The 25788-nt window shown below is 32.6% G+C and carries 24 protein-coding genes and 1 pseudogene; 22 read left to right on the top strand and 3 right to left on the bottom strand.

What is annotated here, in order from left to right:
* Window positions 1–8 precede the first annotated feature (8 nt).
* From P8K68_RS12445 to P8K68_RS12435, 3 genes are all read left to right on the top strand, one after another.
* Entirely contained in the window at window positions 9–1865 is a 1857-nt protein-coding gene (locus P8K68_RS12445; RefSeq protein WP_300251465.1) for a glycoside hydrolase family 13 protein, read from the top strand.
* Between the two features lie 156 nt (window positions 1866–2021).
* The gene (locus tag P8K68_RS12440; RefSeq protein ID WP_300251463.1) at window positions 2022–3842 is read left to right on the top strand and encodes an alpha-amylase family glycosyl hydrolase; all 1821 of its coding nucleotides are present in this window, start codon (window positions 2022–2024) and stop codon (window positions 3840–3842) included.
* Window positions 3843–4030: 188 nt separating this feature from the next.
* Complete coding sequence (locus tag P8K68_RS12435) at window positions 4031–6403, top strand: GAF domain-containing protein (RefSeq protein WP_300251460.1); 2373 nt, start codon at window positions 4031–4033, stop codon at window positions 6401–6403.
* Here the strand turns inward: P8K68_RS12435 and P8K68_RS12430 are convergent.
* Window positions 6400–7605, bottom strand: a complete 1206-nt coding sequence (locus P8K68_RS12430) for a Pycsar system effector family protein (RefSeq protein ID WP_300251458.1) — start codon at window positions 7603–7605, stop codon at window positions 6400–6402. The genes P8K68_RS12435 and P8K68_RS12430 overlap by 4 nt on opposite strands.
* Before the next feature lie 200 nt (window positions 7606–7805).
* Between P8K68_RS12430 and msrB the strand changes: the two genes are divergently transcribed.
* The 10 genes from msrB (at window position 7806) to P8K68_RS12385 (ending at window position 17724) form a co-directional block, all read left to right on the top strand.
* Window positions 7806–8252 carry a peptide-methionine (R)-S-oxide reductase MsrB gene (gene msrB / locus P8K68_RS12425; RefSeq protein ID WP_300251457.1) on the top strand — a complete coding sequence of 149 codons (447 nt, stop codon included), beginning with the start codon at window positions 7806–7808 and terminating at the stop codon, window positions 8250–8252.
* Window positions 8253–8339: 87 nt separating this feature from the next.
* Window positions 8340–8885: a peptide-methionine (S)-S-oxide reductase MsrA gene (msrA, locus tag P8K68_RS12420; protein ID WP_300251454.1), complete on the top strand. Its 546-nt coding sequence runs from the start codon at window positions 8340–8342 to the stop codon at window positions 8883–8885.
* Window positions 8885–9127 carry a glutaredoxin family protein gene (locus P8K68_RS12415; RefSeq protein ID WP_300251451.1) on the top strand — a complete coding sequence of 81 codons (243 nt, stop codon included), beginning with the start codon at window positions 8885–8887 and terminating at the stop codon, window positions 9125–9127. Before msrA (P8K68_RS12420) ends, P8K68_RS12415 begins: the two co-directional genes overlap by 1 nt.
* Window positions 9124–10686: a protein adenylyltransferase SelO gene (locus P8K68_RS12410; RefSeq protein WP_300251503.1), complete on the top strand. Its 1563-nt coding sequence runs from the start codon at window positions 9124–9126 to the stop codon at window positions 10684–10686. The genes P8K68_RS12415 and P8K68_RS12410 overlap by 4 nt, the downstream gene beginning before the upstream one ends.
* Before the next feature lie 60 nt (window positions 10687–10746).
* Complete coding sequence (gene msrA, locus P8K68_RS12405; RefSeq protein WP_300251449.1) at window positions 10747–11241, top strand: peptide-methionine (S)-S-oxide reductase MsrA; 495 nt, start codon at window positions 10747–10749, stop codon at window positions 11239–11241.
* 35 nt (window positions 11242–11276) lie between these two features.
* Window positions 11277–11798 carry a peptide-methionine (S)-S-oxide reductase gene (locus P8K68_RS12400; protein ID WP_300251447.1) on the top strand — a complete coding sequence of 174 codons (522 nt, stop codon included), beginning with the start codon at window positions 11277–11279 and terminating at the stop codon, window positions 11796–11798.
* Complete coding sequence (locus tag P8K68_RS14955; RefSeq protein ID WP_366143755.1) at window positions 11791–12519, top strand: alpha/beta hydrolase; 729 nt, start codon at window positions 11791–11793, stop codon at window positions 12517–12519. Before P8K68_RS12400 ends, P8K68_RS14955 begins: the two co-directional genes overlap by 8 nt.
* Window positions 12506–13015 carry an OsmC family protein gene (locus P8K68_RS14950; protein ID WP_366143754.1) on the top strand — a complete coding sequence of 170 codons (510 nt, stop codon included), beginning with the start codon at window positions 12506–12508 and terminating at the stop codon, window positions 13013–13015. The genes P8K68_RS14955 and P8K68_RS14950 overlap by 14 nt, the downstream gene beginning before the upstream one ends.
* Entirely contained in the window at window positions 13015–13980 is a 966-nt protein-coding gene (locus P8K68_RS12390; protein ID WP_300251445.1) for an aldo/keto reductase, read from the top strand. The genes P8K68_RS14950 and P8K68_RS12390 overlap by 1 nt, the downstream gene beginning before the upstream one ends.
* Before the next feature lie 45 nt (window positions 13981–14025).
* Window positions 14026–17724: a metallophosphoesterase gene (locus tag P8K68_RS12385; RefSeq protein ID WP_300251442.1), complete on the top strand. Its 3699-nt coding sequence runs from the start codon at window positions 14026–14028 to the stop codon at window positions 17722–17724.
* On the opposite strand, the gene P8K68_RS12380 is transcribed toward P8K68_RS12385, so the two are convergent.
* Window positions 17721–18524, bottom strand: coding sequence for an SdiA-regulated domain-containing protein (locus P8K68_RS12380; protein ID WP_300251438.1), 804 nt, complete (start codon window positions 18522–18524; stop codon window positions 17721–17723). The two genes, P8K68_RS12385 and P8K68_RS12380, sit on opposite strands and share 4 nt — an antisense overlap.
* Before the next feature lie 134 nt (window positions 18525–18658).
* On the opposite strand from P8K68_RS12380, the gene P8K68_RS12375 reads away from it, so the two are divergent.
* From P8K68_RS12375 to P8K68_RS12335, 9 genes are all read left to right on the top strand, one after another.
* The gene (locus P8K68_RS12375; RefSeq protein WP_300251435.1) at window positions 18659–19531 is read left to right on the top strand and encodes an acyl-CoA thioesterase II; all 873 of its coding nucleotides are present in this window, start codon (window positions 18659–18661) and stop codon (window positions 19529–19531) included.
* Complete coding sequence (locus P8K68_RS12370; RefSeq protein ID WP_300251432.1) at window positions 19521–20207, top strand: glycerophosphodiester phosphodiesterase family protein; 687 nt, start codon at window positions 19521–19523, stop codon at window positions 20205–20207. The genes P8K68_RS12375 and P8K68_RS12370 overlap by 11 nt, the downstream gene beginning before the upstream one ends.
* Complete coding sequence (locus P8K68_RS12365) at window positions 20204–21415, top strand: NAD(P)/FAD-dependent oxidoreductase (RefSeq protein ID WP_300251429.1); 1212 nt, start codon at window positions 20204–20206, stop codon at window positions 21413–21415. Before P8K68_RS12370 ends, P8K68_RS12365 begins: the two co-directional genes overlap by 4 nt.
* 70 nt (window positions 21416–21485) lie before the next feature.
* Window positions 21486–21731: a hypothetical protein gene (locus P8K68_RS12360; protein ID WP_300251426.1), complete on the top strand. Its 246-nt coding sequence runs from the start codon at window positions 21486–21488 to the stop codon at window positions 21729–21731.
* Window positions 21721–21993 carry a hypothetical protein gene (locus P8K68_RS12355; protein WP_300251423.1) on the top strand — a complete coding sequence of 91 codons (273 nt, stop codon included), beginning with the start codon at window positions 21721–21723 and terminating at the stop codon, window positions 21991–21993. Before P8K68_RS12360 ends, P8K68_RS12355 begins: the two co-directional genes overlap by 11 nt.
* Entirely contained in the window at window positions 21994–22524 is a 531-nt protein-coding gene (locus P8K68_RS12350; protein WP_300251420.1) for a DUF1697 domain-containing protein, read from the top strand.
* Between the two features lie 9 nt (window positions 22525–22533).
* Complete coding sequence (gene mvaD, locus P8K68_RS12345) at window positions 22534–23613, top strand: diphosphomevalonate decarboxylase (protein WP_300251418.1); 1080 nt, start codon at window positions 22534–22536, stop codon at window positions 23611–23613.
* A gap of 28 nt (window positions 23614–23641) precedes the next feature.
* Window positions 23642–24571, top strand: coding sequence for a mevalonate kinase (locus P8K68_RS12340; protein WP_300251416.1), 930 nt, complete (start codon window positions 23642–23644; stop codon window positions 24569–24571).
* Between the two features lie 52 nt (window positions 24572–24623).
* A complete protein-coding gene (locus P8K68_RS12335) occupies window positions 24624–25526 on the top strand; it encodes a geranylgeranylglycerol-phosphate geranylgeranyltransferase (RefSeq protein WP_300251414.1) in 903 nt (300 codons plus the stop codon).
* A gap of 144 nt (window positions 25527–25670) precedes the next feature.
* On the opposite strand, the pseudogene P8K68_RS12330 reads toward P8K68_RS12335, so the two are convergent.
* Window positions 25671–25788, bottom strand: a pseudogene (locus P8K68_RS12330) (IS1595 family transposase); the annotation flags it as partial.

Here is a 25788-nt window from a genome sequence, read left to right as displayed (position 1 = left end):
AAAGTGATATGGCTGTAGGTGAACGTGATGGAAAATATGATATTAACCGTGTTGAGCCTTTAAATTGGTGGGTGGGTTTTAAAAATAATGCATTACAACTTTTAGTGCATCATCCTAACATATCTGAAAGAGTTCCTGAAATTTCATATCAAGGTGTTTCTATAGAAAAAGTGCATCATGCAGATAGTCCTAATTACCTCTTCATCGACTTAAATATTTCTGAAATCACAAAAGCAGGACGATTCAATATCCTTTTTAAACAAGAAAATAAAGAGGATTTAATTCATACCTATGAGTTGAAATCAAGAGTAAAATCTTCGGAAGATTATGTTGGTTTTAATAGTAGTGATGCTATTTATTTGATTACGCCAGATAGATTTGCTAACGGAAATCCTGAAAATGATATCGTAGAAACCCTTCTTGAGAAAACCATCGATAGATATGATGATTATGCTAGACATGGTGGTGATATTCAGGGCATAACTAAGCATTTAGACTATATTGAAGATTTAGGCTTTACGGCCGTTTGGCCATGTCCGTTATTAACCAATGATATGCCACAAGGCTCTTATCATGGTTATGCTATAACAGATTTTTATGAGATTGATCCTCGCTTTGGAACTTTGGACGACTATAAAATGCTGTCCTACAAAATGGCTGGAAAAGGCATGAAGTTAATCATGGATCAAGTGACTAATCACTGCGGTTTACAACATTGGTGGATGAAAGATTTGCCGTTTAAAGATTGGATAAATCATCAAAATAATTACGTGGATAATTATAAAAATTGGGATAATAGTAAAAGTATTATAACCAATCATAGACGAACCACTAATCAAGATGACTATGCTTCAGAAATAGATAAAACCAGTATGAGTGAAGGCTGGTTTGTTCCAGCAATGCCAGATTTAAATCAGCGCAATCCATTTATTGCTAAATACACGATTCAAAATAGTATTTGGTGGATTGAAACTGCCAATTTAGGAGGAATCCGTCAAGACACATATTCTTATCCTGATAAACATTTTATGAGCCGTTGGGCTGGTGAAATTATGAATGAATATCCGAATTTTAGTATTGTAGGTGAAGAGTGGACTAATAACCCATTGTTAATTGCTTATTGGCAAAGGGGGAACCTTAATAAAGATGGCTATAATTCCAACCTTAAATCGCCAATGGATTTTGCTATGCAAGAAACGATTGTAAACGGTCTTATTGATGAAGATACTTGGAATTCAGGTTTAATTGAAATCTATAAAGGACTAGCCAACGATTTTACTTATGTACAGCCAAAAGACATTATGGTGTTTCCAGACAACCATGATATGAGTCGCATATTTACCCAGCTTAAGGGAGATATTGCCAATACAAAAATGGCAATTAGTTACGTGTTGACTATACCAAGAATTCCACAAATATATTATGGCACGGAAATTTTAATGCACGATTTTGATAACCCCGGAGATCATGGTTTAGTGCGTACAGATTTTCCCGGAGGTTGGCAGGGTGATACTGTTAGTGCCTTTACTGGCGAGGGTTTAAATGACTATCAAAAAGACATGCAATCTTTCATTAAAAAGGTTTTGAATTATAGAAAGGATAGTAAAGCTATTCATGAAGGGAAAACGGTTCATTTTGCTCCTGAAAATGGAGTTTATGCATTGTTTAGAATGTATAAAGACGAAATTGTGATTCATGTTATTAATAAAAACGAATCTCCTTTTGAATTAGATTTAAAAAGGTTTGAAGAGATTGGTTTAAACGGAAAAACAGTTGAAAATATTATTACAAATCAACAATTTTTATGGCAAGATAATTATATTCTAAAAGAAAAAGGAACCACCATCTTAACTACCAAATTATAATATCTGCAATGAAAAGTAAATGTATTATCGAAAAAATATTTTTCAAATGGTTGTTAGAGCTAAACCTTTTATAAATAATAATTTTAAAGTGTTATAGTATAAAATCCATAATAAGGAAATCATAAAAGTATTCAGTAATATTTAAGATTAAGTAGTATGCAAAAGAAGAAAGTAGATAAGAAAACGATAAAGACCTTTAAGAGTGATAAAAAAAAGGAAGTCGTTTATCATGTATTTACAAGATTATTTGGTAACACAAACACGACCAATAAACCATGGGGCACTGTTGAGGAAAATGGTGTTGGTAAATTCAATGATTTTACTTCAAAAGCCTTAAAAGAAATTAAAGATTTAGGTGTAACTCATATTTGGTATACTGGTGTCCCGCACCATGGCGTTATTAGAGATTATCAAGAGTATGGTATTTCAAACGATCATCCAGACATAGTTAAAGGACGAGCAGGCTCACCGTATGCCGTTAAGGATTATTATAATGTAAATCCAGATTTAGCAGTAAATGTTGAAAATAGATTAGAAGAGTTTCAGGCATTAATAAAACGCACACATGATGCTGATTTGAAAGTGATTATTGATATCGTTCCTAATCATGTAGCTCGAAATTATAAAAGTATTACAAAGCCGGAAGGCATAAGAGATTTTGGTGAAGATGATGATAAAACGGTTGTTTATCACGAAAATAATAATTTTTATTATAACCCAGAAGAATCCTTTAAAGTGCCTGTATGGCAGCATAATTACACCCCATTAGGAAATAGCGAAAATCCACTTAAAGAAGGAAGGTTTATAGAAAAACCAGCAAAATGGACTGGGAACGGATCTAGATTATCGCAACCTCATATGAATGATTGGTATGAAACCGTAAAAGTTAACTATGGTGTTTCACCAGAAGGGAAAAAGGATTTTGACGAACTTCCTGAAGGCTTTGAAAATGAAGATTATCAAAAACATTTTGATTTTTGGAAAGATAAAATAGTTCCAAATTCATGGATAAAGTTTAGAGATATTGCGCTGTACTGGTTAGATATGGGTGTTGACGGTTTTCGGTATGATATGGCAGAAATGGTACCTGTAGAATTTTGGAGTTTTATGAATTCCTCTATCAAAATGAAAAATCCTGATGCCTTTTTATTGGCAGAGGTGTATAATCCATCACTGTATAGCGACTATATCAAGAAAGGAAAAATGGATTATCTCTATGATAAAGTGCAACTCTATGATACTATAAAAAGCGTGATGCAAGGGCACGGTAAAACAGATTATATTCCGCCAATTCTTGATGAGTTAAAAGATATTGAACACCATATGTTACACTTTCTTGAAAATCATGATGAACAGCGTTTAGCGAGTCCGGATTTTGCGGGTAAAGCTGAAAAAGGTAAGCCTGCTATGGTGGTTTCTACAACATCTTCAACAGCGCCAACTATGATTTATTTTGGACAGGAAGTAGGAGAAGATGGTTCTGAACATGCAGGATTTGGTTCGCCTACAAGAACCTCAATTTTTGATTATATAGGTGTGCCTGCCCATCAGCGTTGGGTAAATAACAAAAAGTTTGATGGTGGTCAATTAACCGATGAAGAAAAAGAGTTAAGAGATTTTTATAAAAGATTATTAAATTTTTCAATAAACAGTTCTGCTTTAGCTGGGTATTATCAAGACATACACATTCATAATATACAGAATACAGAATGGTATAACGATAAGGTGTTGTCGTTTGTGCGATGGAGTAACGATGAAAAACTTATAATTGTATCAAATTTTAATGCTGAAAACACTTATGGTTTTGAATTAAAAATTCCTGATTATATTATTTCTATTTGGGAGTTTACAGATGGGAATCATCAAACTAAAGATCAATTATACCATCAATACAGTCCTGTTTTAAAAATTGAAAACGGTAACGGCGTTATCAGAATAGATTTAAATCCATTAGAATCTTTCATATTAAAAATTTAGTAAATCTATTTACGACCTGTTAGGTTTTTAAAAGCTTACAGTAATTTAGAAATTGAAAACAGCATATTTCTCTACTTGAAAAGCCATAAGAATCCTATCTTTTAAGTAACAAATTTGCAGTTAGGAAGTCTAGTTAATATCGACTAACCTAATAATTCGTAATTTTGTTATATAAAAATTTTCTAGATATGGATATTAATGACAATGTAGAAACGCCCATGATGCTTAAAGTCGGGTTTAATAAACTACTTGAGCATTATGAAAAATTGGCTAAAAGTGACGATGAGTTTTTATCAGCTAAAGCAAAGCGTGTCTTGAAATCTGCTGAACCCTATCCAGAGTTAAGATTGGGTTTTAGTGATACTAAAGTATTAAAAGATAGAGAAAAGGAGATTAGTCTTATTTTACAAGATTCTTTTGCGCCAGTTTTAACTAGAAATGAAATAAAAACGGCGTCTGTTCCTTTTCATGATTTAATTTTTAACTCTTCTGAACGTTTTAAGAATATTATAGAGATAGCCGGTGAAGGGTTTGAATTGAATATAAAAAATATGCCTGATGATCATAGGTACATTATTGCATGTACTATTGTATTGAATTACTGCTACGGATACAATCTAAATTTTAAACGTCCGTTTTATTATGAAATTCCTGATATTAATGGAGTTCTTAGACATTATAAAATTCTTTACAATGCTGATTTTTGCGAAATATTGCCAACAGAAAAGGCTGTAAATATTACTCGAGAGGATTACAATCAGCTTTTAGATAATTTTGATAACCTTGCACTTTGGAAAGAAAAATTCCCGCCTGATAGTTATATCTTCAAGGGCTTTGTGATTTCGAATATTTTTGATGTTACTGAAGATCAATCTATTTCTAACATAAAATCGAGTTTAATTGGAGACGATAAAAGAAAAACAGAGGGCTTTATTGATGGCTTTCATGAGATATTTAGATCACTTTTAGGTATTAACGATATTAAAGTTGGATTTTCAATTTATAACGAGGAAGAAGATATTTTCGAGCGTGTTTATGGTGTTGGAATGCATAGTTACTTGCTAGGTGATGCGGAAAACAAAAAGTGTTCAGACTCCTTATGCAGTTGGTCTTATAATAAATTACTAAAAGAGAAGGATTATTTCTCTGTTTCTGATGTAGACCGCAATTTCGAAAAATCAAAAGGTAAGGCACCCCACATTTCTAATTTAAAAAAGCAAGGTATTAAGAGTGCTATTTTTGCGCCTATTGCTAATGAAGATGGGTTAATGGGGATTATAGAAATTGTTTCTAGCACACCTCAAACACTTAATAGTATTAACGCTAATAAGTTAACAGATGTCATGCCTTTTATAGTGTCGGCTGTCGAGCGCTCTAAGAACGACGAAGAAAACTTAATTGAAGCCATTATTCAAAAAGAATGTACCTCAATTCACCCCAGCGTACATTGGCTATTTAAAAAGGAAGCTAAAAACTTTATTAAAGCAGAAATGAATGGTGAGCAAACGACTTTCAAAAAGATAGCTTTTGAGAATGTTTACCCACTTTACGGTCAAATAGATATTAAAGGCTCGTCTGAAGCTAGAAATAATGCAACTAGATTAGATTTAACTCTTCAACTTAATGCTGTTAAAAGTATTTTTGAAAAGGTCACCAAAATTGAATCCCTGCCAATTTATGAGCAGTTCATCTATCAGATAGATGAATATCTGGAAGGATTGAATACACATTTTCAAGTGGATAGCGAACAACAAATTTCTGAGTTTTTTAAAGAAGAAATAGAGCCAGCACTTAAGCATATTTATACAATAGATGATTTAAAAGTTCATATTGATGGCTATTTTGATAGTATAGATGAGAAGGTAAATGTCCTTTATAATCATAGGAAGGATTACGATAATACCATTGCCAAGATTAATAAAGAAATGGCGTCGCTTTTAGATAAAAAACAAGTTGAAGCACAGCAAATGTATCCCCATTATTTTGAGCGTTTTAAAACAGATGGTGTAGAACACAATATGTATATAGGCGAATCCATTACTAAAGAAGATTCATTTAACCCTATTTATCTTTACAATTTAAGATTATGGCAGTTGCAAGTCATGTGCGAAATGGAAAACACATACTACCAAATGCAATCTGAATTCCCGGTAGCCCTGGATGTGGCATCCATGATTTTAGTGTTTAATCAGCCATTGTCTATTAGTTTTAGAATGGATGAAAAACAGTTTGATGTAGATGGTACTTATAACGCTCGCTACGAGATTGTTAAGAAAAGAGTCGATAAAGCCTTTATAAAAGGGACTAAAGAGCGTGTTACCCAAAAAGGTAAAATAACAATTATCTATTCTCAAAAACAAGACGAACGCGAGTATTTAAGATATATTAAGTTTTTGCAGTCTAAGAATTATTTAGATAGCGATGTTGAAATAGTTGAACTTCAAGATTTACAAGCTGTAACGGGGCTTAAGGCTATACGTGTAAGTGTACTCTATCATAAAAATGAAGAAGATAAATCTTTCTATACTTATAATGATTTAATGAAGGAAATTAAGGCTTAAGCTATTCCGCCAAAATATTTAAAAGCAATAGCGAAAGAAATAACACTTACTATAATTCCTACCATAAAGACAGAATAGGTAATTCGAAGTATTTTGTATTTTTTGTCTAAAACCAAACCAAGAAAGTATAAATCTTTTTTCATCGAGGAGTACAAGTAATCTCTGTCTTCCATCATTTCTCCCATGGCCCATTCAAAATCATTCAGGCTCATTTTATGAAAATTTCCAAAGAATAAAAGGTTTACTTTTTTATTGGCAACATCATCTTTAGTGAATTTGCCACTGGTTACATTTGGTCGCGTTGCTAAAATGGATAATACAATAGATGCTACAGTAAACAATACAAAAATAACTGTGGGTATAACTAAATAACTATTAGAAGGATTATCCAATTTTGAAACTAAATTAGATAAAACTAAAGACACTATAATCGCATTTACCGAAAGCAAAATATTGGCTTTAGTATCAGCAATATTACTAAGTGTAATATGATTTTTTAAAGTTACTCTAAACATGGTTTCAATTCCACGCTCAGGTAATTCTATCTTATTTTTTTTAAAACTTAGTTCAGCTTTTTTTTGTTTTAGCTTGGTGTTGTTTAGATCTAATTTCTTTTTTGCAAGTAATAAAAGCGATAGGTTTTTACCTTTTCTTTTATCCCAATTAGCAGAAGCTTCATCTGTATAAAAACGATGTTTGGTCGATAGAAAATTAATATTTTCATCAAGCCATTTGCTTTCTGTTAATGTTTTGTCGCAATTAAGTTCCCACTCTTTTCTCAGTAATTCAGATATTTCAATATAGTTTTTGCTACCAATATGAGCACAATCAGCATCTCTTATAATTTTTTCTAATTGATTTTTTGGTTTGTCATACGCCATTTTGGTAGCCAAAATCAAATCACAAACAGCTTTAATATCGGTTTCAGAAACCTTTTGTTGTTTTAAAAAATCTTTAGCTATTACAACACTCTCATCTTCATGATTTTTAATAGTTTTTGTATAACCTGTATCATGTAACCAAGCGGCAGTTATGAGAAGTTGTTTTTGATCCTCACTAAGGTTAGAAAGTTCTGCTAGTTTTTTTGCGTTTTCAACAACACGTTGGGTATGTGTTAAATTATGATATACAAATGAAGTGTCTAAATTTTCATTTAAATAACTAATTACAAATTTTTCGGTTGCTTCAACAATGGTATTCATAAATGTAAATCGTTTATTTAGTAAAAATACTAAACTTTAAGAACTTAAAATAAAGTACTAATAACGTCATATTTTGTCGTAAATTTCATTAATGCTTTCAAATTATTTACAAAAGAATAGTGTTGTAAGTTTTTGAATCTAATTTCGACTTACTATATCTTGAAAGCGTATATTAATTTAACAAAGAAAGGAAAAAACATATGCTAACTTGGAAAGAAGTCATTAACTTCTCCGTAAAAGGAAATCCAACTCCAGATAAAAGAGTTGAAAAATCAGAAGCCGATTGGAAGGCACAATTAACCCCAGAACAATTTAGAATCACCAGACTTAAAGGAACAGAACGCCCGCATAGTGGAGCACTTTGTAGTATTCATGAGTCAGGAAAATACAGTTGCGTGTGTTGTGATACGCCGTTATTTGATTCTACAATTAAGTTTGAGTCGGGTACAGGGTGGCCTAGTTTTACACAACCCATAAAAGAAAATGCCATTAAGTACGAGCGTGATACAGCCTTCGGAATGGTGCGTGTTGAGGTTATGTGCAATACTTGCGATGCGCATTTAGGGCATGTGTTTCCAGATGGGCCAGAACCTAGCGGTTTGCGTTATTGTATTAATTCCGAATCGATGCAATTAGAGACAGAGTAATAATTACTAATTTTAAAAAACGCCTTCCCTTTTTTATGGGAAGGTGGATTTCAATTCATTAAGAATTGAAAGACTCAAGGGTGAGAAATGACAGTAAAAAACATGCAATTGGCCATAATTGGTGGTGGCTGCTTTTGGTGTACAGAAGCCGTGTTTCAAGAAGTAAAAGGTGTTGAAAAAGTAATGTCTGGATATTCTGGCGGAACTGTTCCTGGACATCCAACATATCGCGAAATATGTTCAGGTTTAACAGGTCACGCCGAAGTGGTGCAAGTAACATTTGATGCGAATGTAGTTTCATATAAAGACATTTTAATCATTTTCATGACGACCCACAATCCTACAACTTTAAACAGGCAAGGCGCAGACAAAGGCACGCAATACCGTTCAGTGATTTATTGTCTCAACGAAGCTCAAAAAGAAATTGCTGAAATTGTGGTAAAAGAAGTTACGCCATATTACGAAGACCCCATTGTAACAGAAATAGGCTTATTATCTGTTTTTTATGAAGCCGAAAAAGAGCATCAAGATTATTATAAAAATAATCAAACACAAAGGTATTGCAGTTTTGTAATTGCACCAAAATTGGCGAAGCTTAGGGAATTACATAAATATAAGTTAAAACAGAATTAATGAAAATTAAACTTTATGGCACCAAAAGGTGTCATAAAACTCAGTATTATAAAAAGTATTTAGAGGATTTGAGTTTAGAATATGAGTTCTTGGATGTTGAATTGAATGAAGCCAATGCATTGGCTTTGAGAAGCTTATACGAAAACAGAAAGCTTAATTTCCCAACGGTTACTATTGGAGAAAAGAAACTAAGAAACCCGACGAATAAAGATTTAAAAAAATGGATTGGAACATTAATATGAAGTTAAACATAAAAGATAAATTCAATAAAGTATTACCTGCAGACCCCATTTTGGAAAACACAAGACGACAAGTGTCAAAAGCTTGTTTTTCTTATGTTTTGCCAAAAGAAACTGCAAAACCAGAAGTATTACATGTATCACCAGAAATGCTTGAAAATATTGGGCTTTCTGATGCTGATGCTAAAAGCGACCACTTTCTAAAAGTCTTTACAGGAAATGCGGTATTGGAAAAAACAACTCCTTATGCGATGTGTTATGGTGGACATCAGTTTGGAAATTGGGCGGGCCAACTAGGTGATGGTCGTGCTATAAATTTGTGCGAAGTTGAACATAATAATAAAAGTTGGCAATTACAATTAAAAGGCGCTGGCGAAACACCATATTCAAGAACTGCTGATGGTTTAGCGGTATTGCGGTCTTCTATTCGGGAGTATTTGTGTAGTGAAGCTATGTTTCATTTAGGCGTACCCACAACTCGAGCGTTGTCTTTGGCATTATCAGGAGACAAAGTGTTGAGAGATGTTATGTATGACGGCAATTCAGCATATGAAAAGGGAGCGATTGTTTGTAGAACAGCTGAGTCTTTTTTGCGCTTCGGAAATTATCAAATTTTTGCAGCAAAACAAGATAATGAGACACTTAATGCCTTGGTAGATTATACCATAAAACATCATTTTTCGCACTTAGGTGAGCCATCAAAAGATACTTATATTCAATTTTTTAAAGACGTTTCAAACCGAACATTAGACATGATTATCCATTGGCAGCGTGTTGGTTTTGTTCATGGCGTGATGAATACAGATAATATGTCAATTCTTGGTTTAACTATAGATTATGGGCCTTATGGCTGGTTGGAAGGTTATGAGTATGGTTGGACGCCAAACACTACGGATAGCCAACATAAACGTTACCGTTACGGCAATCAACCTAATATTGGGTTGTGGAATTTACTGCAATTAGCAAATGCCATTTATCCATTAGTTGAAGATGCTGAACCTCTTGAAACGATATTGAATCAATATAAAACTGATTTTGAAACACGTTTGTTGAATATGATGCGTTCCAAGTTAGGATTAAAAGTTGAAGCTGAAAATGATCAGAGGCTTGTTCTAGAATTGGAAGATATTTTGCATTCAACGGAAACAGATATGACAATATTCTTTAGGAATTTAGGCGATTTTGAAAAAGATGAAGCTTCAAAGGGACTAGGAATAATTCAAGATGCATTTTATAAACCAGAGAATGTTGTTGGAAATATTGAAAAACGATGGAACGATTGGTTTGATAAATATGCCATTAGATTAAAACAAGAATCAGGTTCAGATGAAGAAAGAAAAACAGAAATGAGTACTATTAACCCTAAATATGTATTACGAAATTATATGGCACAATTAGCCATTGATGATGCAGATAAAGGGGATTATAAATTAATAGATGAGTTTTTTAAAATGCTAAAAAACCCTTATGATGAGCAACCAGAATATGAAAAATGGTTTGCAAAACGTCCCGATTGGGCAAGGAATAAAGTAGGATGCTCTATGTTGTCCTGTAGTTCGTAACAGGTTACTTTTAAAATATAAATTAATTCGAAAAAAAATAAAAAATATAAAAATTAAAAAATGAGCAATTATAAAAAAGCATATATAGCAGGAGGCTGTTTCTGGGGAATGGAAGATTTATTCAGAACGCGCCTAGGGATTATAGATACAGAAGTAGGATACCAAGGTGGTGAAAACGACAATCCGACGTATAAAAATCATCCTGGTCATGCAGAAGGGATCGAACTAACTTATGATCCAAACGAAACCTCATTCAGAGAAATATTAGATTATTTCTTCAGAATTCATAACCCTACAACAATAGATAGACAGGGAAACGATAGAGGCTCGAGTTATAGATCAGCTATATTTTTTCAGAATGAAGAAGAAAAAAAAGATGCCCAAGATATTATTAAAATTGTTAACGATTCTGGTAAATGGGACGGAGATGTTGTAACAACTTTAGAGCCCTATTCACCCTTTTGGAAAGCAGAGCCAGAGCACCAAGATTATTTAGTAAGAATCCCTAATGGTTACACGTGTCATTTCGAAAGATTTGAAGAGTCTTTTATATAATTTAAAAAAGGAATCTTTAATTTAGAATAATAAACATGTTACAAGCACTAAATAAAATTGCTTTAGGCGGCGGATGCCACTGGTGTGCCGAGGCTATTTTTCAGTCTTTGCTTGGTGTTTCAGAGGTAGAACAAGGTTTTGTGGCTTCAATTGGAAAAAACAATACGTTTTCCGAAGCGATTATAGTTCATTTTAATGCTGAAGAAATTTCACTTAAAACAATTATTGAAATTCATTTGAATACCCACAAAAGTACATCAAATCATTCTATGCGAACCAAGTATCGTTCGGCAGTATATGCATTTTCAGAAGAACAAAAATTGGAGTCAGAAGAAATCCTGAAATCGTTTCAAAATAAATTTCAAAAGGAATTAATAACTCAAGTGTTTTCGTTTGATAGGTTTAAAATCTCGCGAGAACAGATTCAAAATTACTATTTCAGTAATCCAGAAAAACCTTTTTGTGAACGTTTTATTAATCCAAAATTGGAAATATTATTAAAACAATTTTCAAATTACACTAATCAAAATAAATTGAAACATCTAAAAAATGAGTAGTATCAAGCTGAATATTCTAAATAAAAAGGGACATAAGTTACAGGCGTTTTTAGAGCAGCCTGCAGATCAAAAACCACAATATTATGCCGTTTTTGCGCATTGTTTTACTTGCAGCAGTGCTTTAGGTGCTGTGAAAAATATAAGTAGATCTTTAACCAGTCATGGATTTGGAGTGGTGCGTTTTGATTTTACAGGTTTAGGAAGAAGTGAAGGCGAATTTACGGAAAGTTATTTTTCTGCAAATGTGGATGATTTAATTGCTGTAAACGATTATTTAGCTGTAAATTATGGTGTACCAAGTTTATTAGTTGGGCATTCGTTAGGAGGTGCGGCGGTAATTGTCGCAGCATCAAAATTAGAAAACATAAAAGCAGTTGCCACGGTTGGCGCACCTGCAACGGTAAGTCATGTGACGCATTTATTCTCACATGGTATTGATGCCATTAAGGAGAAAGGTGAAGTTGAAGTGAATATTGGAGGCAGACCATTCAAAATTAATGAAGAATTTGTTGAAGATTTTGGAAAGACGAATTTGCCCGAAATCACGAAGAATTTAAGAAAACCATTACTCATCATGCATGCGCCATTTGATGGTATTGTAGGTATTGATAATGCTCATAAATTATATCATGACGCCCATCATCCTAAGAGTTTTGTGAGTTTAGACGATGCAGATCATTTACTAACTAACCCAAAAGATAGTATGTATGTATGTAGGTAATATGATTGGCACATGGGTACAACGTTATTTTGAGCAAAAAGATAATAAGATGTTAGAAACTAAAGGCGAGCAACTCGTGGCGCATTTAAATCTAACTGAAGATAATTTTACCACGGATATTCAAACTAAAAAACATAATTTTATAGCAGATGAACCTGAGAGTATAGGAGGTGATGATTTTGGACCTTCACCTTACGATTATTTAAGCGCAGGATTAGCTGCTTGTACCGTAATGACTCTAAAATTGTATGCCCAACGTAAAAAGTGGGACTTACAAGAAGTTTATGCTTATATCACGTATTCTAAAAAGCATAGCGACGATTTAATGTTGGATATTGATAAGCCAACAAAAATAGATCATCTGCAAAAACGATTAAAATTTGTTGGGAATTTAGATGGAAAACAAAAAACAAGATTAAAAGAAATAGCATCGAAGTGTCCAGTGCATAAAACGTTACAAAGTGAAGTAATAATTGAAACAGAACTTATTGATTGATGAAAAAAAAATCAAAAACTAAAATAGGATTAGGATTAGCCGCTCTTGGTAGGCCAGAATATATAAATATTAGAACGGATAATTCGATTGATAAATCTGAAGAAGCTTTTAAAAGTAATACGTTTTCAGTTTTAGATAAAGCCTATAAATTAGGAATCCGCTATTTTGATACCGCACCATCGTACGGAAAAGGCGAGGCTTTTTTAAAAGAGTGGCATGATAAAAATAGTCATTCTGATGTCGTTTTAGGTACAAAATGGGGGTATACTTATGTGGCTAATTGGGAGTTGGGTTTTGAAGGAAAACATGAAGTAAAAGAACATTCTTTAAAAAAGTTGTTACAACAATGGCAAGTTTCAAAATACATGCTTCCAAAACTAAAATACTATCAAGTGCATTCGGCTACTTTTGAGAGTGGTATTTTAGAAAATGAAGCGGTTTTAAATCAATTGCAACTAATAAAAAAAGAGACAGGATTGCATATTGGAATGACAACGAGTGGTGCCAATCAAAAAGAAGTTATTGAAGCAGCTTTGAAAGTAAAAGTAAATAATGAGCCGTTATTTGAAAGTTTTCAGGTGACTTATAATATTTTCGAACAATCTCCTTTTTCAATTTTAAAAGACGTTTTAAAACAAGGGAAAAAAGTGATTATTAAGGAAGCTTTGGCAAATGGGCGCGTTTTTCAAAACGAAAAATTTCAGCATTACTCTGAAGCATATAAAATCTTAAATCAATTATCAAAAAAGTATGAAGTAGGTTTTGATGCTATTGCTTTACGCTTTGTGATGGATCGTTTAGAGCCTACCTATGTGTTAAGCGGTGCTTCAAATAAAAGGCAATTAACACAAAACCTAAAAGCTTTAAATTTTAACTTTACGATTGAAGAATTAAAATTGTTTGAAACATTAAAAGTAGTTCCAGAAGCCTATTGGAAGGAGCGAAGCGCTTTAAGTTGGAACTAAATAACATTGTAATTATTATCTTTAAAAAATTAATCCGAACCTAATATGAAGTTTCAAAAAATCGCATCTCTATTTATAGTTGTAATTATCTTAAATGCTTGTGCGACTTATAAAGCCCAGTATAAGGACGATTTTAAATATTCTGCTTTTCCAGATAAAGAAATAGCACATTCCTTTTATTTAATTGGTGATGCAGGTATTTCAGGGGTTCCAGAGTCTTCAAAGGCTATAAGCGCGTTTAAAAAGGAACTTTCGGAAGCATCTAAAAATAGCACAGTGATTTTTCTAGGGGATAATATTTATCCAAAAGGTTTGCCAAAAAAAGGAGAGAAAGGACGTGCTTCTGCCGAAAATCAGTTAAATGCTCAGATAGATGCGGTTAAAGATTTTAAAGGCGAAACTATTTTTATTCCTGGAAATCATGATTGGTACAGTAATGGTCTAAAAGGCCTAAAACGACAAGAGAAATACATTGAAGATGCTCTTGGTAAAAATACATTTTTACCAGAAAATGGTTGCCCAATTGAAAAAGTAGATATATCAGACGATATCGTTATGATAGTTGTTGATACGGAATGGTATTTAACAAACTGGGATAAACACCCAACTATAAATGATGATTGCGAAATTAAAACCCGATTTAAGTTTTTTGAAGAATTAGAAGGTTTAATAAAAAAAGCGCGAGGTAAAACAACTATAATTGCTATGCATCATCCTATGTTTACCAATGGGCCTCATGGCGGGCAATATGATTTTGCGTCTCATTTAAAACCTATTCCTGTTTTAGGAACCTTAAAAAATGTACTGCGAAAAACGACCGGCGTATCTCCTGCTGATTTACAAAATAAAAAGTATAATGCCTTTAAAAAACGTGTTGTAACCTTAGCTCAGGAAAACGGTAAAACTCTTTTTGTGTCTGGACATGAGCATAGTTTGCAGTATTTAGTAAAAGATAATTTACCCCAAATAGTAAGTGGTTCGGGATCAAAAGCTACGGCAACACGAAATGTAAATGATGTGTTTTCTTCAAGTGATAATGGATACGCAAGGTTAGATGTATTTACAGATGGGGCATCAATTGTTCGGTTTTATTCAGCAAAAAATGATAAAGTCATTTTTCAAACAGAAGTGTTTTCAGAAGATAAAAAAGAAGTTATTTCTAATTATGATAATTTGTTTCCAGATCATAAATCAGCATCCGTATATTCCGAAGAAGAAGTTGCAAAAAGTGGTTTCCATAAATACATTTGGGGAGAGCGTTACAGAGCTTATTATGGAACAAAAGTAAATGTGCCAACAGTCCATTTAGACACACTGTTTGGTGGGTTAACGCCAACTAGAAAGGGTGGTGGACATCAATCAAAGTCACTCCAATTGGTAAATAAAGAAGGCAAGCGCTATGTGATGCGCGCCATCAGAAAAAGTGCTACGATATATTTACAGGCCATGGCTTTTAAAGACCAGTATATCGAAGGTCAGTTTGATGGAACGGCTACCGAAAGTTTATTACAAGATTTTTATACAGGATCACACCCGTATGCGCCGTTTGTAACCGGAGATTTATCTGATGCTGTTAATTTATATCATACCAATCCGGTATTATATTTTGTACCAAAACAAAATGCTTTAGCGGCTTTTAATACAGATTTTGGAGATGAATTATATATGATTGAAGAGCACGTGTCTGATGGTCATGGAAACCTAAAAAGCTTTGGGAACTCAAATAAAATTGAAAGTACAGGCGATTTGATGAAGAAGCTTCGTAAAGATGAAAAATATGTAGTTGATGATGTTATGTTTTTAAGAGCTCGATTATTTGATATGGCAATTGGAGATTGGGATAGACATACAGACCAATGGCGTTGGGCAGAGTTTAAGGAATCTGATAAAGTGGTTTATAGACCAATTCCTAGAGATAGAGATCAGGCCTTTTCGATAATGGGCGATGGTGCTTTAATGAATTTAGCATCTCGTATTGTGCCACCTTTAAAGCTAATGGAAGGGTTTAATGATGCTATTAGAAATGTAAAAGGGTTTAACTCTAGTCCGTTTTCATTAGATATGATGTTGCTTAATGAAACCACAAAAAAGCAATGGGAAGAACAAGTGGCGTTCATTCAAAAAAACTTGACCGATGTTGTTATGGATAATGCCTTTAAAGCGTTTCCAAAAGAAGTTCAAGACGAAACTATTTCAGAGATTAAGCGAGTGCTTAAATCACGACTTAAAAACCTACCAGAAATAGCGAACCAATATTATAAAGCACTAAATAGAACACCTTTAATAAGAGGGACCGATAAAGACGATTTGTTTGAAATTGAGCGAATGCCTAATGGCAATACCAAACTAACAGCATATCGCATTAAAGATGGTAAAAAAGGAATCACTTTACATCAAAAGACATACAATAAAGTGGATACAAAAGAAATTTGGATCTATGGTCTTGACGATGACGACGTTTTTAAAGTAGCAGGAGATGGTGATGATTTAATAAAAATAAGGCTTATTGGAGGGCAAAATAATGATACATACACTATTGAAAACGGTAATAAAGTTAAAATATATGATTACAAGTCTAAGAAAAATGAGTTTACTACCAATAAAGGCAGTAAAAACTTGACAGACGATTATGAAACTAATATTTATGACTATGCAAAGCCTAAAAACAGCGCCAACCAATTTATGCCGGTTTTAGGGGCAAATCCAGATGATGGTTTTAAAATAGGTTTTGTAAATACACTTACCAATTATGGTTTTGAGCGCAATCCGTTTAGTTCTCAACATACTTTTTCTGGAGCTTATTATTTTGCAACTAGTGGATTCGATTTTCAATATAACGGAGAGTTTGCCAATGTTTTAGGGTCATGGAATTTGGGCTTAAATGCTAAATATACAAGTCCAAATTATGCTATTAATTTCTTTGGTTTTGGGAATAGTACACCCAACTTAAACAGTGATAATGAGGATATTTATGATTTAGATTATAATCGTGTAAAATTAAGTATAATAAAATTTGCACCTTCATTAAATTGGAGAGGCGAGTTAGGAGCGCATTTTAAATTAGGTTTAAGTTATGAGTCTATTGAAGTTGAAGAAACTAACGATCGATTTATAAACACCTTTTATGTTGCAAACGGCATAGAAAATCAAAAAGATTTTGTAGGTGCAGACGCGATTTATACCTATCAAAATAAAGATAACGATGCATTTCCTACTTTAGGTATGCAAACCAGTTTGCAAATTGGTTATAAGTCTAATTTAGAGGAGTCAAAAGGCTTTGCCTACTTTATACCAGAACTTGGTTTCGATTATAAGTTAGTGGCTAGTGGGCAGCTTGTTTTTGCAACACATGCCAAAGCACATTTTATTTTTGGTGATGATTTCGAGTTTTATCAATCAGCAAATTTGGGAGCAAATAATGGACTGCGTGGGTATAGAAATGAGCGCTTTTCTGGTAAAAATTCATTTTATCAAAGTTCCGATTTACGCTTAAATTTACGTAAAGTAAGAACAGGGCTTTTACCCTTAAATATTGGAGTTTATGGAGGTTTTGATTACGGAAAAGTCTGGCTTGAAGACGCATTAATTTTAGACGGAAACCCAAACAATAATTCAAATAACTGGAATACCTCAATTGGCGGTGGAATATTTGCTAATGCAGCTGATATTTTAACGTTAAATCTATCTGCTTTTAATAGCGACGACGGGTTGCGTTTAGCGTTTAGGGTTGGGTTTGGATTTTAATTTATTTTAAAAGTATAGAGGTTGCCACCTTCACTTTTATTTTTTTCGTCAGTAATATAAACGCTTGTATTATCTTTAAAACAGATACCTTCTTTTTGTGAATCATGTTCAAACTTTAATTCTTTTATTGTACCATCCAAGAAATTATCACCTTTGAAGTTCGTAATCTTCCAAAGTTTGTTATGATTTAAGAGTACTATAGTTTTTCCATTTTCGCTAATGGCAGCCGAGGTAATTCTGTGATTCTTGCCATCTAAATTAAATGTCTTAATTAATTTGGCAGTATGTAATCCCATTTTATTAGGAACCTTAAACAGCATGCTTGATTTGTTTTCCTTACTAAACAGGTAAAAGTAGCTCTCCGAAAGAAAAAATGCCTCAAAATCTTTCGGTTTCACTTTTTTTGGTAATATAAAATTGATGCGTTCTGCAGTAGTTTTATCAGCTTTTAAATTAGATACTTTATAAATCGTAAAATCATCACGGTTTTTACTGTTATTTCCAAAATCACCTATATAGAGATTACCTTGTTTGTCAGAGGTTAAATCTTCCCAATCAATATTACTAGAGTTTGTAATATCAATGTCTTTGATGATATTTCCTTTTAAGTCTAATCCATAAATGTTATTTTTGTTTCCAGAATCTTCAATAGTCCATAATAAATCAGAGTCAGAGACAGTTTCTATTGCAGAGGCTTCTTTTAGACTATTTGGTAAATCAGCAATAATATCAAGCTTGCCTGAGTTACAGGATAATAAGAGGAATGTAAAAAGTAATACGGATTTTAAAGTAAAAGTCATAAATTGTATTTTTATCTTTGCCTAAAGATAATATAGGAATGTTCTACAAGAAATAAAAACGGGAATTCTTAAAGTATTTATAAAATTAAAAAAAAAGCTATATAATTTAGTAGTTTTATATCAGGAAAAAATTTATGACCACAGTTAACGACTTATTAAAACTTCTAGTTCTAGAGCAAATAAGTGATAACGAATTTAATGGTGTTAGCAAAACTGTAGGAAGTCCTATAGTTTTTGGTGGTCAAGTATTGGCACAAGCATTAAATGCTGCTAGTAGAACGATTACCAATCACAGGGTATTACATTCTATGCATGCTTACTTTTTAGAAGCAGGAGATTTAGAGTTGCCAATAACCTACAATGTTAGTGTGGTTAGAGATGGTGGTAGTTTTTCTGTAAGACGAGTTACAGCACATCAAAAAGAAACAACTATTTTTATCTTATCTGCTTCTTTTCATAAAAAAGAAGAAGGCTATGATCATCAAATTCAGATGAATTCAAATGTAAAACAGCCAGAAGCGTTGTTGAGCTGGACAGATATATATAAAGATTATGGTGGGTTTTTACCTAAAGGGCTAAAATCTTTTTTAGCTATTGAGCGCCCCATAGAATTTAAACCAACTACATTTGTAAATCCTATGGATAAAAAAGATTTATCACCAAATTACGATGTATGGTTTAGGTTGAAAGGCGATGTGAAAGATTTAGATTTGGGAACTAAACAACAAATTTTAACTTATATATCAGATTATAATATTTTAACATCAACATTAAATCCTCATGCCAGTAAAGCGCATTGGGAAAATACAATAACAGCAAGTTTAGACCACTCGATGTGGTTTTTTAGAGATTTCGATTTTTCAGATTGGTTACTCTATGCAATGGAATCTCCAAGTGCTTTTGGTGCTAGAGGGTTCGCAAAAGGAAATATTTTTACTAGAAACGGAAAATTAATAGCCACTGTGGCTCAAGAAGGATTAATAAGACCTATTAAAAATGGAAAGTAAAATTTTAAAAATTGGACATAGAGGTGCCAAAGGGCACTTAACCGAAAATACTTTAGAATCTATTAAAAAAGCTTTAAGCTTAAAAGTTGGCGGTATCGAGATAGATGTCCATAGATGTGCATCGGGTCAATTAGTTGTGTTTCATGATTTCACAGTCGATAGAATTACAAATGGCACAGGAGAGGTTTGTAAACACACACTTAATGCGTTAAAAAAACTTAAAACAAAAGGCACCTACCAAATTCCATCTCTAGCAGAGGTTTTAGCTTTTGTTGATAATAAGTGCTTATTAAACATAGAACTTAAAGGTCAAGATACTGCAAAAGAAGCAGCTAGAATTATTTCTTTTTATGTTGATAAAAAAGGTTGGGAATACGATAATATTTTAGTGTCTAGCTTTCAAGAAGAATTATTAGAAACTGTTTATAAGCTAAACGATAAAATCCCTTTAGGTGTGCTTACAGATAGAAATTTAAATAGAGCTGTTGCTTTTGCTAAAACAATAAAAGCAGTTGGTATTCACGTAGATTATACCATGTTAACTGAAGAAATTGTTACAGAGCTAAAGGCAGATTTTAAAGTTTTTGCGTTTACTGTAAATAATCTAAATCCTTTAGCGCGTATAAAATCTTATGGCGTTGATGGTATAATATCAGATTATCCAGATAGAATATGACATCACAAGATGTTGTCGTAATTGGTGGTGGGGCAGCAGGGTTCTTTGCTGCTATAAATATTGCAGAACAAAATCCAAACTTAAAAGTAATTATTCTAGAGCGAAGTTCAGCAGGTTTATCTAAAGTGAAAGTTTCTGGTGGCGGACGTTGTAATGTAACACATGCCGAATTTATTCCTCAAGAATTAGTGCTAAATTACCCAAGAGGGGAAAAGGAATTATTAGGTCCTTTTCATCAATTTATGACGGGTGATACCATAGAATGGTTCGAAAAAAGAGGCGTTGAATTAAAAATTGAAGACGATGGGCGCATGTTTCCTGTTTCCAATTCATCACAAACTATAATCGATTGTTTTTTAAATGAAGCTGAAAAGCACCAGGTTACCATTTTATATAATCATTCTGTAAAATCAATAGAAAAGCATGGTGAATTATTCAACATCGAAACATCTCAAGGTAACTTTTCTTCTGAAAAAGTTTTAATAGCTACAGGGAGTAACCCAAAAATCTGGAATCTTTTAGAAAACCTTGGACATACCATTTTGCAACCTGTACCTTCGTTATTTACTTTTAATATAAAAGATGAACGCATACATGATATTCCAGGAGTTGTAGCACAAAATGTAGAAGTAAAAGTTTTAGGAACCGATTTATGGAACGAAGGCCCTTTGTTAATTACGCATTGGGGCTTGAGCGCACCATCTATTTTGAAGTTATCTGCTTTTGGAGCTTTAGAGTTAGCGAAACGAAATTATAAATTTAAAATAGAATTGAATTTTATAAAACAATCTTTTGAGGATTGTTTGGATATTTTAAAAACATTAAAGCAAGATTTAGCTAAAAAGACGGTTTTTAAATCAACACAATTTGATTTGCCAAAACGCCTTTGGCATAAACTGGTTTTAGCATCCAATATGGATATAGAAACACGATGGGCAGATTTAAATAAATCACAATTAGAAGCGTTGGCGAGTCAGCTTACTCAAGCTGTTTTTAATGTTGATGGAAAAAGTACTTTTAAGGAAGAGTTTGTTACTGCTGGTGGCGTTAATCTTAAAGAGGTGAATTTTAAAACCTTTGAAAGTAAGCGAATCAAAAATTTATATTTAGCAGGAGAAGTCATTAATGTTGATGCTGTTACAGGCGGTTTTAACTTTCAAAATGCTTGGACTGGAGCTTATATTGCAGCAAAATCTATTGCGAAATAGCGAAAATGAAATTCAGGAATTTACAATTAAATATTATTTTTATATATTTGATATATAAAATATATATACAATGAGCAAAACAAAAAAACTTATTGAATTAGACGATAAAGCTATTGAGATCCTAGAAAAACAAGCAAAACTTCAAAAACGCTCTTTAAAAAACTACATTGAGTATACTTTGGAAGAGCAAGCCATTCGGTTTAGTGAACCTTCAGAAGCATATAAAGCTATGATGGATGATATGATTGAACGGGATGAGAACGGTGTTTTGAAAACACATTCATGGGAAGATATTAAAGCTAAATATGGTAAATAATCATATTGAGTTTACTGAAGAGGCACGAATTGAATTTCATAAAATTAAGTGCTTTATGGATTTCAATGGAAAAATAGATGAATTCTGGCAAGATTTAGAAAGACAACTAAAAATGGTAGCCGGTTTTCCAGAAGCATTTCAAGTACGATATCGAAATGTTAGAATTATTCCTTTAGAAAAATTCAATTATTCTATTCATTATGTTATTAAGCCCAAAGGCTTACTAATCTATCATTTCCTCAATCAAAAACAAAATTTTTAAATGCACCCATACATCGCGCTTCTAAGAGGTGTAAACGTTAGTGGGCAAAAGAAAATACCTATGGCCGATCTTGGAGATTTACTTTCAAAGGAGAAGCTAGAAAACGTCCAAACATACATTCAAAGCGGAAATGTGGTTTTTCAATCTTTAGAAAAGAAAAAAGAAATATTAGAAACCAAAATTCATAAAGCTATTAAATCTTATTTCGGATTTGATGTGCCAGTTCTAGTAAAATCTCCAATGGAATTGCAACAAATATTTAATGATTGTCCGTTTCCTGAAGAGCAAAAAATAAATAGTTATTTTATAATGCTGTATTCAGTTGCAGATATTGGTTTAGTTGATAAAATATCAAAACTAACGTATCCAAATGAAGTTTTTAAAATTACTGATAACTGTGTTTATTTCTATTATTCAATAGGGTACGGAAAAGCAAAATTTAGTAATAATTTCTTCGAACGAAAATTAAAAGTCACTGCTACGGCAAGAAATTATAATACAATGGTAAAGTTATTATCTTTGTCAAGTTAAAAAAGAAAGATGATAGAAAAAGAATTTATTCCTAAATCGTATTCAAATTCCATCGAAAGCGGAAGTTTTACATGGTCATCTCCAAGTAATATTGCTTTAGTCAAATACTGGGGAAAAAAAGAACATCAAATTCCAGAAAATCCATCTATTAGTTTCACATTAGATAATTGTAAAACAACAACAACTTTGAGTTTTTCAAAAAAGGAAAATAGTGATAGTTTTTCTTTTGAAGTATTTTTAGATGGTGAGAAAAAAGACGATTTCAAACCAAAAATTGAAACCTTTTTTAAACGTGTTGAAGCTTATTTACCCTTTTTAAAAGATTATCATTTCAAAATAGAAACATCAAACACATTTCCGCATAGTTCAGGTATTGCATCATCCGCATCAGGGATGAGTGCTTTGGCTTTATGTTTAATGAGTATTGACAAGAGTTTAGGTGAACATATATCCCAAGAAAATTTCATCCAGAAAGCATCATTCTTAGCACGTTTAGGGTCAGGAAGTGCATGTAGAAGTTTAGAGGGCGATTTAGTAGTTTGGGGAAAGCATAATAAAATTGATGGAAGTTCAGACGTATTCGGTGTAAAATACCCTTATGAAGTTCATCAAAATTTCAAAAATTATCAAGACACTATCTTATTGGTAGATAAAGGCGAAAAGCAAGTAAGTAGTACTGTTGGTCATAACTTAATGCATGGACATCCATTTGCTAAAGAGCGTTTTAAGCAAGCAAATAAAAATCTTTCAGATATGATTTCAATTTTGAAGGATGGTGATTTAGATAAATTTATTGCACTAGTTGAAAGCGAAGCCTTAACGCTTCATGCAATGATGATGACAAGCATGCCATATTTTATTTTAATGAAACCAAATACGCTGGAAATCATAAATAAAATATGGGCATACAGACAATCATCGGGCTCTAAAGTATGTTTTACCCTAGATGCTGGAGCAAATGTTCATGTTTTATATCCTGAAAATGAGGCGTTTCAAGTTTTAGAGTTCATTAAAAATGAATTAGTTGCATTTTGTCAAAAAGGACAGTATATTAACGATAAAATTGGTTTTGGAGCAAAACTGTTGTAATTTTGCTTAACCAAGTCACAAATTGCTTATGAAAGGACCGCTCTTTTATTCAAAAATTTTACTCTTCGGAGAGTACGGAATCATCAAGGATTCTAAAGGTTTATCAATCCCTTATAATTTTTATAATGGGGCGCTAAAGAAAGACGAAAACCCCTCAGTTGAAGCTATTAAATCGAACGAAAGTTTAAAGCAATTTGCTAACCATATTCAAAGTATAGATGTTACTATTGTGCGTTTTGATAATGAGCGATTACAAGAAGATGTAAATTCAGGAATGTATTTTGATTCGTCAATTCCACAAGGATATGGTGTAGGTAGTAGCGGTGCATTAGTTGCTGCCCTTTATGATAAATATGCTTTTGATAAAATTACGGTTCTTGAAAATTTAACCCGAGAGAAACTTTTAAAATTAAAATCTATTTTTTCTGCAATGGAATCTTTTTTCCATGGAAAATCTTCAGGTTTAGATCCTTTAAATAGTTATCTAAGTATTCCAATACTAATAAATTCTAAAGATAATATTGAAGCTACTGGTATTCCTGCACAACAAAGTAATGGGAAAGGTGCTGTTTTTTTATTAGATAGCGGAATTATTGGTGAAACTGCACCAATGGTAACCTTGTTCATGGAAAGTATGAAGCAAGAAGGTTTTAGAAAAATGCTTAAAAACCAGTTTATAAAACATACCGATGCTTGTGTAGATGATTTCTTAAAAGGCGATGTAAAGTCGCTATTCAGTAACACAAAAAAGCTTTCTAAAATTGTTTTAAATAACTTTAAACCTATGATTCCTCACCAATTTCATGAGCTTTGGAAAAAAGGTTTAGATACAAATGACTACTACTTAAAGCTTTGTGGTTCTGGTGGTGGCGGTTATATTCTTGGTTTTACTGAAGATATTCAAAAAGCAAAACAATCATTGTCTGATTATAATTTAGAGGTCGTTTACAACTTCTAAATTTTTTCTCACCCAGAGCGCAGTCAATGGGTCTTACCTAAATACTTTCAAAATGTTAAGTCGCAGACAGAAACATATTATACTTAAATTTTTTAGTATGTTTTCTGTAGTTAGAGGCTACAATATTTTAGTTGTTGTTATTGCCCAATACCTTACAGCAGTTTATATTTTGGCACATGATAAGCCTCTTAAGCGTGTTATATTCGATTTAAATTTATTGATGTTAGTTTTGGCATCTGCTGCAACCATTGCAGGAGGCTATATCATCAATAGTTTCTATGATTCAGAGAAAGATTTAATAAATCGACCCCTAAAATCTAAGTTAGACAGGCTAGTAAGCCAAAACACAAAGCTCTCTTTTTATTTTGTACTTAATTTCATAGCGGCAGTCATGGCAAGTTATGTCTCATTTAAAGCGGTCATATTTTTTTCAATCTATATTTTTGGTATTTGGTTTTATTCACATAAGCTAAAAAAAATGCCTTTTATTGGTAATCTAACCTCCGCAATTTTAACCATTACACCTTTTTTTGCCATTTTCATGTATTACAAAAATTTTGAAACCGTAATTTTTGTACATGCAGTTTTTTTGTTTTTAGTGCTTTCTATGCGGGAAATCACAAAAGATTTAGAAAATATAAAAGGCGATATCGCACAAAATTATGTCACAATTCCAGTAGCTTACGGAGAAAAAACCTCTAAAATAATGTTGACTATTTTGGCAGCTTTAACTTTAATACCAACCTACTTGCTTTTATTTAATTTCCAAATAGGTTATATGTATTTCTTCTTCTATTTAAGTTTATTACTACTCGTTGTATTCCTATTATTACTATGGATGTCCAAAACTAAAATACAGTATTTAATATTGCACAATATTCTAAAATTCATCATTCTCGCAGGTGTATTTAGTATACTTTTAATAGATGTAAGTGTTATTTTAAATCGTATTTAATTCATTTTGGCGTTACCACAAGGGTCAGGCTTTCGGCAGTCGCTTTTTTGTGTTGCATAGGTGCAACAACACAAAAAGAGCTTCAACAAATGCCTCAATCCTTAACGCACTAGCAACAAAATTTTTTTGAATATCCGTTATAAGTCATAATCCTGTGATATTAGCAATAACAAGCCTATCGAAGAGTTGGTCTCCAAAATATCTACGATTTAGTTTATAGACGAATTCATTTAAGTATAATTGGAGATATTTTCCTTTAATT

The sequence above is a fragment of the Algibacter sp. genome, from assembly GCF_029245835.1.
GTDB lineage: Bacteria > Bacteroidota > Bacteroidia > Flavobacteriales > Flavobacteriaceae > Algibacter_B.
The sequence above is the reverse complement of the archived record's forward strand: the minus strand, read 5'-3'. Positions and strand labels throughout refer to the sequence as shown.

Coding starts and splice junctions, on each gene's coding strand:
- P8K68_RS12445 (WP_300251465.1), top strand. CDS start 9: ATGGCTGTAGGTGAACGTGATGGAAAATATGATATTAACCGTGTTGAG.
- P8K68_RS12440 (WP_300251463.1), top strand. CDS start 2,022: ATGCAAAAGAAGAAAGTAGATAAGAAAACGATAAAGACCTTTAAGAGT.
- P8K68_RS12435 (WP_300251460.1), top strand. CDS start 4,031: ATGGATATTAATGACAATGTAGAAACGCCCATGATGCTTAAAGTCGGG.
- P8K68_RS12430 (WP_300251458.1), bottom strand. CDS start 7,605: ATGAATACCATTGTTGAAGCAACCGAAAAATTTGTAATTAGTTATTTA.
- msrB (WP_300251457.1), top strand. CDS start 7,806: ATGCTAACTTGGAAAGAAGTCATTAACTTCTCCGTAAAAGGAAATCCA.
- msrA (WP_300251454.1), top strand. CDS start 8,340: ATGACAGTAAAAAACATGCAATTGGCCATAATTGGTGGTGGCTGCTTT.
- P8K68_RS12415 (WP_300251451.1), top strand. CDS start 8,885: ATGAAAATTAAACTTTATGGCACCAAAAGGTGTCATAAAACTCAGTAT.
- P8K68_RS12410 (WP_300251503.1), top strand. CDS start 9,124: ATGAAGTTAAACATAAAAGATAAATTCAATAAAGTATTACCTGCAGAC.
- msrA (WP_300251449.1), top strand. CDS start 10,747: ATGAGCAATTATAAAAAAGCATATATAGCAGGAGGCTGTTTCTGGGGA.
- P8K68_RS12400 (WP_300251447.1), top strand. CDS start 11,277: ATGTTACAAGCACTAAATAAAATTGCTTTAGGCGGCGGATGCCACTGG.
- P8K68_RS14955 (WP_366143755.1), top strand. CDS start 11,791: ATGAGTAGTATCAAGCTGAATATTCTAAATAAAAAGGGACATAAGTTA.
- P8K68_RS14950 (WP_366143754.1), top strand. CDS start 12,506: ATGTATGTAGGTAATATGATTGGCACATGGGTACAACGTTATTTTGAG.
- P8K68_RS12390 (WP_300251445.1), top strand. CDS start 13,015: ATGAAAAAAAAATCAAAAACTAAAATAGGATTAGGATTAGCCGCTCTT.
- P8K68_RS12385 (WP_300251442.1), top strand. CDS start 14,026: ATGAAGTTTCAAAAAATCGCATCTCTATTTATAGTTGTAATTATCTTA.
- P8K68_RS12380 (WP_300251438.1), bottom strand. CDS start 18,524: ATGACTTTTACTTTAAAATCCGTATTACTTTTTACATTCCTCTTATTA.
- P8K68_RS12375 (WP_300251435.1), top strand. CDS start 18,659: ATGACCACAGTTAACGACTTATTAAAACTTCTAGTTCTAGAGCAAATA.
- P8K68_RS12370 (WP_300251432.1), top strand. CDS start 19,521: ATGGAAAGTAAAATTTTAAAAATTGGACATAGAGGTGCCAAAGGGCAC.
- P8K68_RS12365 (WP_300251429.1), top strand. CDS start 20,204: ATGACATCACAAGATGTTGTCGTAATTGGTGGTGGGGCAGCAGGGTTC.
- P8K68_RS12360 (WP_300251426.1), top strand. CDS start 21,486: ATGAGCAAAACAAAAAAACTTATTGAATTAGACGATAAAGCTATTGAG.
- P8K68_RS12355 (WP_300251423.1), top strand. CDS start 21,721: ATGGTAAATAATCATATTGAGTTTACTGAAGAGGCACGAATTGAATTT.
- P8K68_RS12350 (WP_300251420.1), top strand. CDS start 21,994: ATGCACCCATACATCGCGCTTCTAAGAGGTGTAAACGTTAGTGGGCAA.
- mvaD (WP_300251418.1), top strand. CDS start 22,534: ATGATAGAAAAAGAATTTATTCCTAAATCGTATTCAAATTCCATCGAA.
- P8K68_RS12340 (WP_300251416.1), top strand. CDS start 23,642: ATGAAAGGACCGCTCTTTTATTCAAAAATTTTACTCTTCGGAGAGTAC.
- P8K68_RS12335 (WP_300251414.1), top strand. CDS start 24,624: ATGTTAAGTCGCAGACAGAAACATATTATACTTAAATTTTTTAGTATG.